This is a genomic window from Marisediminitalea oceani (genome assembly GCF_003731635.1).
GTDB classification, from domain to species: Bacteria; Pseudomonadota; Gammaproteobacteria; order Enterobacterales; family Alteromonadaceae; genus Alteromonas; species Alteromonas oceani.
In genome coordinates, this window is sequence record NZ_RCUA01000020.1 from 46,420 (window position 1) to 59,729 (window position 13,310).

General features: G+C 47.6%; 15 protein-coding genes. 6 read left to right on the plus strand and 9 right to left on the minus strand.

Annotated features, from left to right (window positions below; all coding sequences use genetic code 11):
• Positions 1 to 127: 127 nt before the first annotated feature.
• Together D9T21_RS23100 and D9T21_RS06950 are read left to right on the plus strand one after the other, a co-directional pair.
• On the plus strand, positions 128 to 421 hold the full coding sequence (locus tag D9T21_RS23100; RefSeq protein ID WP_123324320.1) for a sulfatase-like hydrolase/transferase: 294 nt from the start codon (positions 128 to 130) through the stop codon (positions 419 to 421).
• Between the two features lie 11 nt (positions 422 to 432).
• The gene (locus D9T21_RS06950) at positions 433 to 2,346 is read left to right on the plus strand and encodes a sulfatase-like hydrolase/transferase (protein ID WP_277423852.1); all 1,914 of its coding nucleotides are present in this window, start codon (positions 433 to 435) and stop codon (positions 2,344 to 2,346) included.
• A 307-nt stretch (positions 2,347 to 2,653) separates the two neighbouring features.
• Here D9T21_RS06950 and D9T21_RS22695 read toward each other — a convergent pair whose 3' ends face one another.
• The 3 genes from D9T21_RS22695 to D9T21_RS06960 all read right to left on the minus strand — a co-directional run bounded on the left by D9T21_RS22695 (position 2,654) and on the right by D9T21_RS06960 (position 4,300).
• Positions 2,654 to 2,797, minus strand: a complete 144-nt coding sequence (locus D9T21_RS22695; protein WP_164464600.1) for a hypothetical protein — start codon at positions 2,795 to 2,797, stop codon at positions 2,654 to 2,656.
• Positions 2,798 to 3,021: 224 nt separating this feature from the next.
• Positions 3,022 to 3,723 (minus strand): SDR family oxidoreductase, encoded by a 702-nt coding sequence (locus D9T21_RS06955; protein WP_123324322.1) that lies wholly within the window; start codon positions 3,721 to 3,723, stop codon positions 3,022 to 3,024.
• A gap of 25 nt (positions 3,724 to 3,748) precedes the next feature.
• Positions 3,749 to 4,300, minus strand: coding sequence for a type 1 glutamine amidotransferase domain-containing protein (locus D9T21_RS06960; RefSeq protein ID WP_123324323.1), 552 nt, complete (start codon positions 4,298 to 4,300; stop codon positions 3,749 to 3,751).
• 311 nt (positions 4,301 to 4,611) lie between these two features.
• On the opposite strand from D9T21_RS06960, the gene D9T21_RS06965 reads away from it, so the two are divergent.
• On the plus strand, positions 4,612 to 5,151 hold the full coding sequence (locus D9T21_RS06965; protein WP_164464601.1) for a cytochrome b: 540 nt from the start codon (positions 4,612 to 4,614) through the stop codon (positions 5,149 to 5,151).
• A 61-nt stretch (positions 5,152 to 5,212) separates the two neighbouring features.
• Here D9T21_RS06965 and D9T21_RS06970 read toward each other — a convergent pair whose 3' ends face one another.
• Positions 5,213 to 5,956, minus strand: a complete 744-nt coding sequence (locus tag D9T21_RS06970; protein ID WP_123324325.1) for an SDR family NAD(P)-dependent oxidoreductase — start codon at positions 5,954 to 5,956, stop codon at positions 5,213 to 5,215.
• Between the two features lie 136 nt (positions 5,957 to 6,092).
• Positions 6,093 to 6,929 (minus strand): PhzF family phenazine biosynthesis protein, encoded by an 837-nt coding sequence (locus D9T21_RS06975; protein ID WP_123324326.1) that lies wholly within the window; start codon positions 6,927 to 6,929, stop codon positions 6,093 to 6,095.
• A gap of 155 nt (positions 6,930 to 7,084) precedes the next feature.
• Here D9T21_RS06975 and D9T21_RS06980 point away from each other — a divergent pair, with 155 nt between their 5' ends.
• Entirely contained in the window at positions 7,085 to 7,549 is a 465-nt protein-coding gene (locus D9T21_RS06980) for an Lrp/AsnC family transcriptional regulator (RefSeq protein WP_123324327.1), read from the plus strand.
• Here the strand turns inward: D9T21_RS06980 and D9T21_RS06985 are convergent.
• The 3 genes from D9T21_RS06985 to D9T21_RS06995 form a co-directional block, all read right to left on the minus strand.
• Positions 7,546 to 7,950 carry a ribbon-helix-helix domain-containing protein gene (locus D9T21_RS06985; protein ID WP_123324328.1) on the minus strand — a complete coding sequence of 135 codons (405 nt, stop codon included), beginning with the start codon at positions 7,948 to 7,950 and terminating at the stop codon, positions 7,546 to 7,548. The two genes, D9T21_RS06980 and D9T21_RS06985, sit on opposite strands and share 4 nt — an antisense overlap.
• Positions 7,951 to 7,971: 21 nt before the next feature.
• Positions 7,972 to 8,529, minus strand: a complete 558-nt coding sequence (locus D9T21_RS06990; protein ID WP_123324329.1) for a DJ-1/PfpI family protein — start codon at positions 8,527 to 8,529, stop codon at positions 7,972 to 7,974.
• A 149-nt stretch (positions 8,530 to 8,678) separates the two neighbouring features.
• Positions 8,679 to 9,488, minus strand: a complete 810-nt coding sequence (locus D9T21_RS06995) for an oxalate:formate antiporter (RefSeq protein ID WP_123324330.1) — start codon at positions 9,486 to 9,488, stop codon at positions 8,679 to 8,681.
• 260 nt (positions 9,489 to 9,748) lie between these two features.
• Between D9T21_RS06995 and D9T21_RS07000 the strand changes: the two genes are divergently transcribed.
• Together D9T21_RS07000 and D9T21_RS07005 are read left to right on the plus strand one after the other, a co-directional pair.
• The gene (locus D9T21_RS07000) at positions 9,749 to 11,653 is read left to right on the plus strand and encodes a hypothetical protein (RefSeq protein ID WP_123324331.1); all 1,905 of its coding nucleotides are present in this window, start codon (positions 9,749 to 9,751) and stop codon (positions 11,651 to 11,653) included.
• Between the two features lie 125 nt (positions 11,654 to 11,778).
• Positions 11,779 to 12,786 carry an LLM class flavin-dependent oxidoreductase gene (locus tag D9T21_RS07005; protein ID WP_123324332.1) on the plus strand — a complete coding sequence of 336 codons (1,008 nt, stop codon included), beginning with the start codon at positions 11,779 to 11,781 and terminating at the stop codon, positions 12,784 to 12,786.
• Here the strand turns inward: D9T21_RS07005 and D9T21_RS07010 are convergent.
• The gene (locus tag D9T21_RS07010; RefSeq protein WP_123324333.1) at positions 12,779 to 13,306 is read right to left on the minus strand and encodes a hypothetical protein; all 528 of its coding nucleotides are present in this window, start codon (positions 13,304 to 13,306) and stop codon (positions 12,779 to 12,781) included. The genes D9T21_RS07005 and D9T21_RS07010 overlap by 8 nt on opposite strands.
• Positions 13,307 to 13,310 lie beyond the last annotated feature (4 nt).

The following is a 13,310-nucleotide window of genomic DNA, read 5'->3' on the forward strand; positions in this document are numbered from 1 at the left end:
GAGCATTCGGCTTTAGACCACATCGGCTCAGTTTACTCCGCAAAAATGATCATAACTGAGTGCTTTACTAATAAAGTTGCAACTATATACTGCTGATATCAATATAGTTTTAAAATTAGAAACGTAAATGTCAAAATGGAAGTACGGCGTTATCTTTCTCGCCTTTATCGTTACTCATCTAGCTCACGCCGAGCCTAAAAATGTGATTGTGATCCTTGCCGATGATCTGGGGTGGAATGACACAACATTGTTTGGCAACGACCAGTTCTTAGAAACCCCTAATCTGGAAAGGCTAGCCGAACAGGGGATGCTTTATACTCACTCCTATACAAACAACCCACTTTGCTCTCCAAACCGGGCATCAATTTTAACGGACAGACACCCGCCAGACATGGCTCAATCCAGCCATTACATCATTTAGATAATGTAAGGTTGGTTGCAGATCTGCCAAATTCGGCTCCCAGCAATAGAATGTCAATTGCGCCGCATACGGTTACCCGTCTGGATACGTCCATTCCTACTCTCTCGTCTGTGCTAAAACAACATGGGTATCAGACTGCGCACTTCGGGAAATGGCATTTGGGAGCAAGTCCATACAGCCCGCTTGAGCATGGTTTTGACATTGATATTCCACATTTTGATGGTGCAGGCCCGGCAGGCGGCTTTTTAGCGCCATGGGATTTTGCACCAAATCTACAACCTCAGACCCGCGGCGAGCATATCGACGAGCGTTTAGCCACAGAAGCTGGCAACTGGATGGCTGAAGCAAGCCAGGATGGTCCTTTTTTCCTGAATTTCTGGGCCTTCTCCGTTCATTCACCTTTTAACGCCGATCCCGATCTGGTAGCGCATTTTGTCGAAAAACGCTCACCCTACAATATTCAACGCAGTGTCGTTTACGCTGCTATGGTCAAGCATTTTGATAACGCGATAGGAACATTGCTGGATAAGCTGGAAGAATTAAATTTAACTGAAGACACCATCATTATTTTCAGCTCTGATAATGGCGGGAATATGTACAGTGTGCTCGGCAATATTCGCGCCACCAATAATTTTCCATTACGCGGTGGCAAAGCAACTGACTTTGATGGCGGAATTCGTGTTCCGACCATTATCAGCTGGCCAGGAAAAACGACACCTAATTCAATATCGTCAACGCCTATTCAATCGGTAGACTTCATGCCTACATTGCTTGAGGGGCTGGGTATCCCGCTCCCTTCACAGTCAATCATAGACGGTCAGGATATTAGTAATACCTTTACAGGTAACTCGCCTGATCCGCGCCCATTAATTAACTTTTTCCCGGTTAATGCAGTGGTACCTGACTGGCTGCCACCGTCGGTCAATGTCCAATATGACGGTTGGAAGCTAATCCGAAGTTTCGAATATGGCCAATCCGAAAGGCACTTATATTATTTATATGATCTGGAAAATGATGTTGGGGAAACCACCAACCTGGCGGCTGAATATCCCTCTAAAGTTCATGAGTTAGATCTGTTAATACAACAACATTTAGATGAAGCCAATGCAGTAGTTCCAATAGCAAACCCTAATTACCGGGCTGGTGCCTTTGATTATTCCTCTATCGGCAATCCCGCAGAACATTGGCGTCTACCTGTTGTTGATGCGAACAACGCCCCGCCTCAAATTACAGCCTATGCATCTGAGCAACGAATTTCAGAAGGTCAGCAAACCTCAATCCGCTTTTATGTAGAGGATGATAGCAACAATGCTTCAGTTAATTACAGGCAGGTAACCGGACCGGAAGTTGAGCTTCAACAAACAGAACCCGGCACTCTTCTCATTACCGGTCCAACAGTCTATACCGAGACAATTATCACATTAGGCTTTGTTGCTAATGACTCAGTAAATACTTCAGTGAAGCATGTGGCTGTTTTTATCGAACCTGTCGAATCAGCGCCAACAGTTGATGTGACTTCAGACACGTCTTCGGTCGAAAAAGGGAAGTCAATTGGGTTAAACATTACAACAGCAGATAAAAACCGGGAGCCATTAACGTTAGCCGTCAGTTCGAGTACTTTACCTGAATCTGAATTAACGGCACCGCCGCTTCAAGGTTCTTATGACGTTATGATCCCGGAAGATTTTACGGGAGACTCTGTAACGTTAACGTTTACTGTTTCAGATGGCACGTCGCAACAATCAACTGATTTTACTTTTAGCGTAAGTGCACCTGCCGCGATTGTTGATAACACTACTAATAACTCATCGGGAGGCGGTACTGTAAGATTCTGGCAGTTAATCGTATTACTGATGATAGTTTGGGGTCGCCGAATAGGTATAAGCCAAAAGGCGGCTCCTGGCCGGCTCTTAAGCGAGAAATAATGAAATTGTGAAGTTCGCAGAATAACTGATTTGCAAAAAAAAACGGTGGCCTGAGCCACCGTTTTCTTCTGGAATTTAGAACTCCTTCTCTGCGCTAGTGCAATTTCGGGGATTACCTGAAACTCCGCACGCAAATCCTTCTTATCTGCTTTGCAGCAGCCCACCTTGTCCGTGGTGTTTCCCTTTCCATTTTTCCGTTCAAACTTTACATCCTGTAAAGTAATCTCCGCTCTTGGAGTTGTCCTTAGCCGTCCTGGCTTATTCCATTCCTGCTGGCATCCCAGCCTCTTCCTTAAATCCTGTTGGTTTATTCCGTTAAACCGGATTCCATTGGTCTTCCTGACATCGTCATCCTGACGCGTATTCCTTTTGCCGCTTCCTGCGCGCTATCTTCCTGATAGGTGCCTTCCTGGCTGTTGTCTTTCTGACGGGTCGCATCTCCTTGCGACATGGTTAGATTACGCTGCTGAGAAAAACCTGCCACCGGTGGATTACACAAAACCGCCTGATTCTCATTCATCTCGTCTGTAACAGATTTAATACTCTATATTTTTCATAACCTTAACCAAAAGTGTAAGGCAAGGCTGGGTAAAACAAACCGCTTATTCGTACACTTTTGTAAGAAATGTCTTACACGATAACGGTAGTCTTTGTCACCCGGAACGTATTCGCGTCTTATGGCTTATCCGCGGGCATAACAAATACTTCTCTGACACAGGCTGTTTTGCTGCTCGACAACGCATAAAGCACAGCATCAGCAATGTCTTCTGGCGCAATTTTGTCGTCTTTCGGTTCATCAAAAAATGATGTATTGACCATGCCCGGGCAGATGGTGGTGCACTTGCCGCCCCACTCACGCATTTCCTCCGCCAGGTTCATCCCAAACCCGTAGGCAAACCATTTGGTAGCACCATATACCGAGCCTTTAAGTGTCATGCGACCGGCTGCGGAACTGGTTAACAGAAAGTGCCCTTCACTATCTTTCAGATAAGGCAGACTGGCTTTAGCCGTATAGAGCAAGCCGTTAACGTTAGCCCCCAACATGGTAGACCACTCGTTTACGTCACCCTCTGCCACGCCCGGAGAGTTTACGCCGGTACCGGCATTAGCAAAGACACCGTCGATGCTGCCAAATTTGCTATGGATGTCTGCAAATGCACTGCTTAACGTGTCAAAGTCGCTGACATCCGCTTTTACTGCATAGGCTTTGTCTTCGCCCAGTTCACTAACCAGCTCGTTAAGCTTATCCTGACGTCTGGCCAGCAAGGCAACGTGATAGCCGTTTGCCACCAACGCCCGTGCCGTTGCCTCACCGATGCCGCTTGATGCGCCGGTAATGGCGATAACTTTTGCTTTGGATTCTTGAGTTACTGACATTATGACTCCTGCCTGCTAATTCTAATTACGCTACCAGTTCACTTATCTTGCCGACAAACGCGGGGATGTCGTCAGGGTTTCTGCTGGTTACGAGCTTACCGTCGTGGACCACCTCGTTGTCTTCCCAGGCGGCACCGGCGTTAAGTAAATCGGTTTTAATACTTGGAAACGACGTAACTTTGCTGTCCCGGGCTAATTCTGATTCGATGAGTAACCAGGGACCATGGCAAATTGCACCAATTGCCCTAACGCGGGTTTCAGCGTGTGCGCGTTTTATAAAAGAAACTGCCTGTTCATTGTTACGTAGGATATCCGGGTTAATCTGACCACCCGGCAACACTACCGCGTCGTAGTCGCCTGGCGCAGCGGCGGTAACCTGTTTATCAACAGCCACTTTCTCACCCCATTGGTCCTGGTCCCAACCCGTTATTGAGGTCTGATCGTCAATAGAAAGGACGTCTACCTCAGCGCCCTGCTCTGCAAGCATTTCTTTGGGTTTAATTAATTCACTCTGCTCAAAGCCACTGGTTGCCAGAATCGCGATCTTTTTACCTGTTAAATTAAATTGATTGCTCATATTAAACACTCCTGTGACAAGCTGATTTTAAAGTTTTGGATGGTCGACTTTGCAGCAACATCCATTCCAACCACATAAACAATTGATTTAGCTTATTAATTTTAAACCCATGCGTTTTTACATCAGTCTCTGGTGGAAAGTTTTGCAGTCAGTGTGAAGGACTTACAGGGCACTGCGATTAGAGCGATTCGCCGTTGGTCAGATACAGTTTATGCGGATATCCGGCAGCAAAATAGCACCTTATGCTGTGCACAACATCGCATAATAATCGTATGGCTTTGCGCAATATTGGCTTTAGAAGACAGAAGAAAATGGCATCTCACTATCGTCCGATTGTAATTTGGTTTCACTGGCTGATGGCCGTAATGCTGGTTATTGTCTGTTTATCGATGGAATTTATCAGCCTTTACCCAAAAGGTAGCAGTGGTCGGACACTGATGTTATCCACACATTACCTGTTAGGTCTGGTCATCCTGATAATGGCAGTCATCAGGTTGTGGTTATGGTGGCGCAGTGAGCCGATTGAAAAGCCCGATCACGGACACGTGCAAAAGTATGTGGCGAGGGCGGTTTTCATACTGCTATATGGCCTTATGATCACCTTACCGATAATTGGTTGGGTGGATATTGGTTTGTGGGATGTGTCAGTTTCAGCTTTTGGCTGGCAACTGCCACAAATAGCCTCACCAGACAGCGTTATGGCGGAAGAGTTATCTCAAATTCATATTCTGATGGCAAAAACCGGCTATGGGCTTGTTGGGCTGCATGGCACTGCAGCCCTTTATCATCACATCATATTAAAAGATGTCACGCTGAAAAGGATGTTACCAGGCTTCCGCCAGCGGGCTTAGCTAGCAGCCAGAGCCTGACTAACGCCAGGCTCTGTTCATATCGCTGCCATAAAAACTGCTATTAGGGCAGATATGCCCCGCCACAAACCGGAACATAAGTTCCTGTAACGTGAGATGCTCCCTCACTAGCCAGGAAGCGTATGGTGTTAGCAACGTCTTCCGGCTGCGCAATACGTTGGTTTGGCGTAATACTGCGAATAAATTCTTTAAACTCTTCCGGAGCCTGTTTAGTGGCATCAGTCTCAACCATGCCCGGCGCAACAATATTGGCAGTGATCCCGTAAGGACCAAGCTCCTGAGCAAGGTATTTATTAAAGCTATCCAGCGCGCCCTTCGCTGAACCATGTGCAATAAAGCTTGGTGCAGGCGCTTCTGAAAGCGTACTGGAGATAAACACAAGCCGCCCGAATTGCTTCTCTTTCATGCTCTTAGCAGCTAATTGCGCAGTAACATACGAAGCATGCATTTCATCATTGAGTTTCTGGGCAAATTCATCCCAACTCTGATCAAGAAACGGCTTGGGTGTAAAGTTCATATTGGCGTTGGACACCAGTACATCCACCCCACCGAATTCATCGTTGATTTTATTGAACATGGCCGCCACCTGAGAATCATCCCGCACATCGGCCTGTATCGCTACCGCTTCGCCACCTTGCGCAATAATACTTTGCGCTAATTCTTCGGCAGTGGCTGCGCTATTTACATAGTTGATAAAAACGCGGTATCCCTCTTCCGCCAGCGCTTTAACCGTTGCGGCACCAATACCTCTTGCTCCACCAGTCACCAATGCATTACGTGTTGTCATATAAATCTCCTCAGAATAATAAATGTCAGGGTATGGCGCCCCAACCACCACATAATGTGATGATAAAATCTCAAGTATACTTGAGGTCAAGAGCTATCTGGCTTTATATCCTGCTAATTTATCTTTTTACCAGCCTTTAAATATTACGGGTCGTTCCAGACACAGAAACAGGACTACCTTTTTCCTCAGACAAGCTAACCCTGATCACTGAGGGCGCGCCCATATCTTCGCCCTGACGAATAGTAAACTGGCCGTTGTGGGGCCATTTTGTATCCCGCAGATAACCGGCAAACGCCGCCGCTGCAGCGCCGGTAGCCGGGTCTTCAATAACGCCACCCGAGGCAAAAGCATTTCTGACTACAAACACCTGCGGACTCTCAATATACACCAGCATAATCGTTACTAGTCCCAGCGCCTCCATAACAGCTTTGCCCGCCGTCAGAGAGTACGCCATGCTGGCCAGGGTTTGCCTGCTTTGCAGCGGCAATACAATGTGGTTTGAACCACCATGAATATAAGCCGGAGATAATCGTGCGTCGAGATCCTGTTCAGAAAAGCCGAAAAGGTTAAGCACCTGGGTGAGCTCATCTTTGGTAACCGGCCGACTATGGGTAGGTGGTGACGTTAGCGTAGCCGCCACGCCTTGTTCGGTTTGTACTGTATTAACGGCTATTTCAGCGCTGTTGATTGTGAGTTTATACTCGCCTTCTCCTGCGTGCTCACCTAACACCGCGCCAAGCGCTATGGTGGCATGGCCGCAAAATGGCACCTCGGATTCAGGCGAAAAATAACGTACCCGCCAGGCTGATTCATCTTCTGAAAGTGGATAAGCAAAGGCGGTTTCGGAATACCCCACCTCAGCTGCAATGCTACGCATTTCACTGTCTGTCATTGGGTCTTTAAGTAACACCACCCCGGCGGGGTTACCACCTTTGTTACCATCACTGAATGCGGCAATGCGTTGTACGTTCATAACTGTTCCTTACGCGGTAAATTAACGGGCTGATAGTTTTTATAGAATATCACTGGCTACACTCTATTTTCACTGCCATTTGATAACCCTATACTTGCTTTTTCCTTTCATATACAGGTAAATTAAATGAATAACCTTTAATTTGAAAATCAGTTATGACAAAACAGATTGACCACCTCGATAAAGCCATTTTAACTGTGCTGGATAACAATGCCCGATTGAGTCTGGCAGAAATAGGTAAAGCGGTAGGCTTATCTGGACCCGCCGTTGGCGAGCGAATGAAAGCGTTGCGACATAAAGGCGTTATCGACGGTTTTGGCGTGCGACTGGATATGCGAGCGCTGGGTTATAGCATTCAGGCGCTGGTAAGAATAAAGCCGAAGTCGGGGCAGATAAGAAAAGTGGAAAAACTGATTAGCGACGAGCCCCGCTTTATGGCCTGCGATCGGGTAACCGGTGAGGACTGCTTAATCGCACGCCTCGCCCTGCGGGATATCGCAGAACTCGATGACATTATGTTTCCGTTGCACGAATGTGCCGATACCAACACATCCATCGTTAAATCGTCATTGTTCGAGCCGCGGCTGCCGCAAATCAATATCAGTAAAGCGGCCCGCTAATGTTTATTGCCTTGTCGGGCTGATTGCTGCTCAGGCAGTTGGTTCAGTCGCGTCGCCATTGAATCGGCTTCCTGTTTAATCACACGATCTGAATCGATATCACTAAGAGGCTCAAGCGCATCTCGCTTAAGATAGCCGTCAGTAATCATTGATAAATAACGGCCGCAGCAAACCCGCAAAAACGAGGTAAAGTTGCCAACGTCATGGTCGGCATCGAGTGACTCCAGATACAGTTTTGAAATCAACTGGCTCACACTCAGTTCGTCCCGGCTGGCGATTTCCTGCAGCACATTCCAGAAAAAAGTCTCCATGCGGATGGAGGTCACTACGCCGTCTATTCGCATTGAACGGGTGGTGCTCGTCCACAAAGATGGATCGGCATTAATAAATAATCCACACACAGACTTCTCCCTCTACTTTACTTAAAGCAACGCCATAAACTGACTCAACAGAGCCGGATGAGCCGGCCAGGCCGGGCCCGTTACCAACTTACCATCGGTGATGGCTTCATCCATATTCACGGCAACATAAGTGGCCCCTGCCAGTTTTATTTCCGGCTCGCATGCCGGGTAGGCAGACACTTGCTTGCCTTCCAGCACACCGGCCGCAGCCAGTAACTGCGGGCCATGACAAATCGAGCTAACCGGTTTGTCCGCCGTAAAAAACGCTGTTACCAACGCAATGACATCCGCATTTAACCGCAGGTATTCTGGCGCCCGACCGCCGGGAATATACAACCCATCATAATCTTCGGCCTTAACGTCTGCAAAAGTCGCATTTAGCGTAAAATTATGGCCCGGTTTTTCGGTGTAGGTCTGATCGCCTTCAAAATCGTGAATTGCCGTTTTAATGGTATCCCCTGCCGATTTATCCGGACACACCGCATCAACCTGATGGCCACAGGCCAGCAGGGTTTGAAATGGCACCATGTTTTCATAGTCTTCGACAAAATCACCCGTGATCATAAGGATCTTGCTCATAGTGTTACCTCGATAATAAGTTAACGAATGCTGGTTGTTATACAAACACAGTTACATCACAGGCAGGTAACAACATACTACTACATGAATCATATGCGTATGGAAAAGCGGAAACGTCAGGGAGGTGTGAACACCTCCCTGGCGGTCAGTCAGGCCTTAAGCTCATCATTAAAATAACTGATGGCCAACTGCTGGGCTCTGCCATTAACTTTTGCGGTTGTTTTATCCCGTAAGCGGATATACAGGGCCATGCAGGCTTCAAAGGCTGGGATTAGGGTATCTCTTTCAGCCGTAGCAATCGTTTGTTTAAGCTCAGCGGCAAATGCTGGCAGACGCTTTTCGATAGTTCGCACGCCCGATGGAGTCATTCCGGCCTGTTGTAACGCCAGCGGCGATAACACCACAGTACGTAAAAAAGACAAAAACTCCAGTGCCTCAAAGTATTCTCCCCGGGCAATTTTACCCGCACCGTAGTGCACCCAAATCCAGAAGCGGTCCTCTATCCACTGACAATCCGGTTGCGGATACCCGTACTCAGTGCTGGCGTAAATATCGGAAAGCAAAGATGAGCGCTCCCAGACAACCTGAGTATTGTCGACCCGCTGCGCTGCATCCGTTAGCGATACAAATTTAAAATCAACGTGTACGAGCGACGGGTTACTGTGAGGTAACTCATACAGAGCAATAATCAGTCTAGGCTCCCCAACATGCTCGCCGGTAAAGCCTTCAACATAACCCGGTACAGCGTTTACCAGTTTAAACCGCTCAGCCATCACTTCATCAGTAAACGCCGGTTCAATGGCAATAACCAGATCCAAATCACTGTATTGATCCATCTGATTGCTAGCGAACGAACCACTCGCGCCGATAGCGTTTACGCGCTTATCGCCCGAAAAAATACGAATAATGTCGGTTAACAGCTGCTGATGTGCTGTGGGGAGGGTGCTTGGATATTTCATATTTTACCTATCAGGATTGATGTTAAGAACTGCCGGGGGCAGTTAGTGCGGTAAAATTAGCGCAGCATTACAACTTAAGGGATTTTGCTTCGCGATTCAATCAATCTGATTCACTTTTCAGGGTAAAAATTAAGCTCACCGCGTAACAGTAACGCTATCAGATAGCGGGAACAGGCACTTTAATTGCGGCTTAATATCATGGTAGTGTTGCAATTAATAAGAACAAAAAAATCATGTGATAAGGATTGTCCGTGCGAGGAATGCTAGTTGTAATAGGGGCCGTCCTGCTCGCCAGTGGGCTTTGGTTTTATGTCACATTGGAGCCAGTTGATAATCCCGCTATTCCTACTGACAGTGCTTCTGGCCAGGTTGCCATTAATTCACTGCCAAAGAAAAATGCGCTACCCGCTACTCGGGCTGATAATACGCCTGAAGAAACATTTATCCCCACAGCCAACCGATGTGTGCAATTTCGCTACGACTTAAATCGCACAAAAAGTATATTTTTCGAACAAGCCGACTTAACCCCTTATCTGGATAAAGGCTATTCCGTTGACGATATTACATTAGCAATAATATCTCTGGATAACCCATTAAGGGCTGCAAAGTGGCGGGACACTTACCGCAAACGATTCAGCCCGATTAATCTGGCCAACAAAATCTACGGTGGGCAAATAAAGTCAGACAATAAAGGTTGGATTAGCAGGAGCCCATTCATGAGCGACGCGCGTACGCGCTGGGTGTTGCAAAAAGCACGTACAGGCGAAGTGCCGGCAGGAACACTCCCTGACGCATTACTCCCCGATGATGTCGCGACACTAATACTAAACCAATCCATTGGTAATGACACCATAAAGCAATTTGCGTTAGCCCTGGACGATATCAACGCCTCACTGGGAGATGAGCAAGCTCTGGGAATTCTAAATATTCTGGATGCAGCCATCTGGGCTGGCCGCAATGATCTGGCCCGCTGGCTGATGATACAAGGTGTTTCGTTACAATCAGATCCTTTTATAGGTGGTCCACTGGATTTCGCCCTGGACCGCCTCCATCAATTGGTGGGAATGAAGGGGTCAGGAGGCAAGCCTGAAGATGTCATTCGGCAGTTGGCTTTTATTGATTATCTGATCGGACTCGGGCAGCAAGCTACTGTTGCGCCTACTGAAGACGGATATTTTGTTAACAACACCGGGCGCTCGTCCTACTTTTTTAAACCTGAAGGTGCTTCTTCCATACTGGAACGTTTCGGTTACAACCTGTTCGCCATACCGAAGACAATTCCACCAACCAAAACTGCAAAAACAACGCAATTGATGGAGGAGTTATCAGCTCAGCAGCAGGCCTATGTTAGCGACAACGGTTATGCCACAGCCAATGAAAAACAAGCACAATGTAAAGATTATCGAGCCAATGTAAAACACCATTGGAAACCCAAGTTTATAGACGTAGGTGATTCTGAGGAAACAGATAAAGCGTTGTTTAATCGTGCTCCGGAGTTAGTCAGTTGCAGGCGTTCCTACCGGAACTTTAAGGATAAAAATGTTGGACGTACGTCAGAATTTCGTCCAGTCATGACTTCAGGTATTAACGGTGATTATTCATCAGTCGCATCAGCATTAAATACAGCCCCTGAATGGCTGCCATTGTTCACTCATCGTATGTTGGAACGTTGGCCAAAAAGATATCCTGAATTAGTGAACATGGGTCTGATCTCCGATGACTTAAATTACCTGTTTTTTGATGACGGTATTACCCGGGGCCTGACTGCTTCTACCCTGCATAAATTAAACGAATCAGGATTTGATCTGCATACCTTAGATCGCTACGGTCGCAGCCTGCTTTTTACCGCGATTCAGGCGATGAATCTGGAAGCCCTGACATTCCTGGTAGAGCAAAACGTGCCTTATTATCAGCCCGATGATGCACCCGATCCGCTCTATCAGGCGCTTTACTTTGTCGCCACTAGAGGACAGGCGCAAAACGCGTATGAAATCGTTTCACATCTAATGAGCTATCAGCCCACTATCACCCAGGCACACCTTAACCAGATGCTGTTGCTAAAGCTCAGGTTTCGCCAAACCTATGACAACATCGTCGATGCTTTCCCTGCATTGGCCAGTGATGAAGATAATGCTGTTTACCCTACAGAAACTTGCGCTTTATGACTGCTACGCCAATTCGAGTAATTTCAGTTGAAAACTAACGCGATGTTATGCAGCTAGTCGAATCGCCCTTTTGATTCGCTGCGTCATCCCAATAATACTTGGTATGCAAACTAACAGGTATTTTCATGACTGAATCCTTGCCCCTGTCGATTCTCGACCTCGCCCATGTCGCCCAAGGCAGCTCCGTACGCGACGCTCTGCTGCGCAGTCAGGCCATCGCACAAACGGCTGAGCAAGCCGGCTTTACCCGTTACTGGCTGGCTGAACACCATGGTATGCGGGCTGTGGCCAGTGCCGCAACGGCGGTATTGTTATCAAGTGTGGGCGCAGTAACCAACCGTATTCGTATTGGCTCAGGTGGCGTCATGCTGCCCAATCATGCGCCACTGGTGATTGCCGAACAATTTGGCACCCTTGCCGAACTTTATCCTGACCGGGTAGATTTAGGTTTAGGCCGGGCTCCGGGTACTGATATGGCCACCGCTCGCGCGCTGCGTCGCGATATTCAGGGCGATGCCGAGCGCTACCCTGAGGATGTCGCTGAGCTTCAGCGACTGCTGGGCACACCTGCAGAAGGCCAAAAGCCTATTGCTGTTCCCGGCGCCGGTACTAATGTGCCTATTTGGTTACTCGGTTCCAGCTTATATTCAGCTCAGCTTGCTGCCCACATGGGATTGCCGTTTTCTTTTGCATCGCACTTCGCGCCCGATATGCTCGGCGATGCCATCAGCATCTACCGGGCAAACTTTAAACCCTCTGCGCAACTGGCCGAACCTTATGTATCGGCGGGTGTAATGGCAATCATCGGCGATAGCGAAGAACATGCAAAACAGTTGTTTACCTCGGTTCAGCAACAGTTTGCTAACCTGCGTCGTAACGCCAACAAGCCTATGCCACCGCCGGTTGAGGATATTCGCCTTGAATTAAACGAGATGGAAATTCATGGTATCAACAGTACATTGCGCTACGCAGTTGTTGGCGATAAGCAAAGTGCCGAGCAGCAGCTTAACCGGTTTGTCGCGGCCACTGGTGTTGACGAAGTGATATTGTCGTTTCCGATGTTCGATAAGGCGCGAGTACTGTCGGCCATAGCCAGTGTTGGAGAGATGCAGGTAGCCAGGCCTATTACTTGAGTCCGATGATGGTGTAATCCCCTTTTATCATCAGCTTTACGGTGACGTTATTGGCGCCGTTGTTTTTAAAATACCAGCCATGGGAGCCTGTAAAAGGAGTGGTGAAGCTACCTTTCATTTCATAGGTGGTGGCTTCGGCATAACTCTCGAAGTAGCCTGAGGTATCGCCCTCCGGTTCACCGTGTAAATCGAAATATAACTCGCCGCCGTAACTCACCCATTCATAGGTGAGTTTGGCATACTGTTGCATGGCTAGTTTGTATTCGACGCCTTTACCCGCTGGTACCGTAAACTCAACCAGTTCGAATGCACTTTCCCTTGCTGGGTCTGGCGAGACCGGATTAGCAGGTTGCTCCCCTGCCAGCGCAGTTAAACCTAGTGATTTACCAATACCCGTTGGATCGACGTTATATTCTGCCGGTAAAATAAACAAAATCAGGGTAATAACGGCAATACCAAACGCAGAGAAAAACGCGATAATTAATTGCTTACGGCTTAACGAATGGGGAACCTGGGACATATTA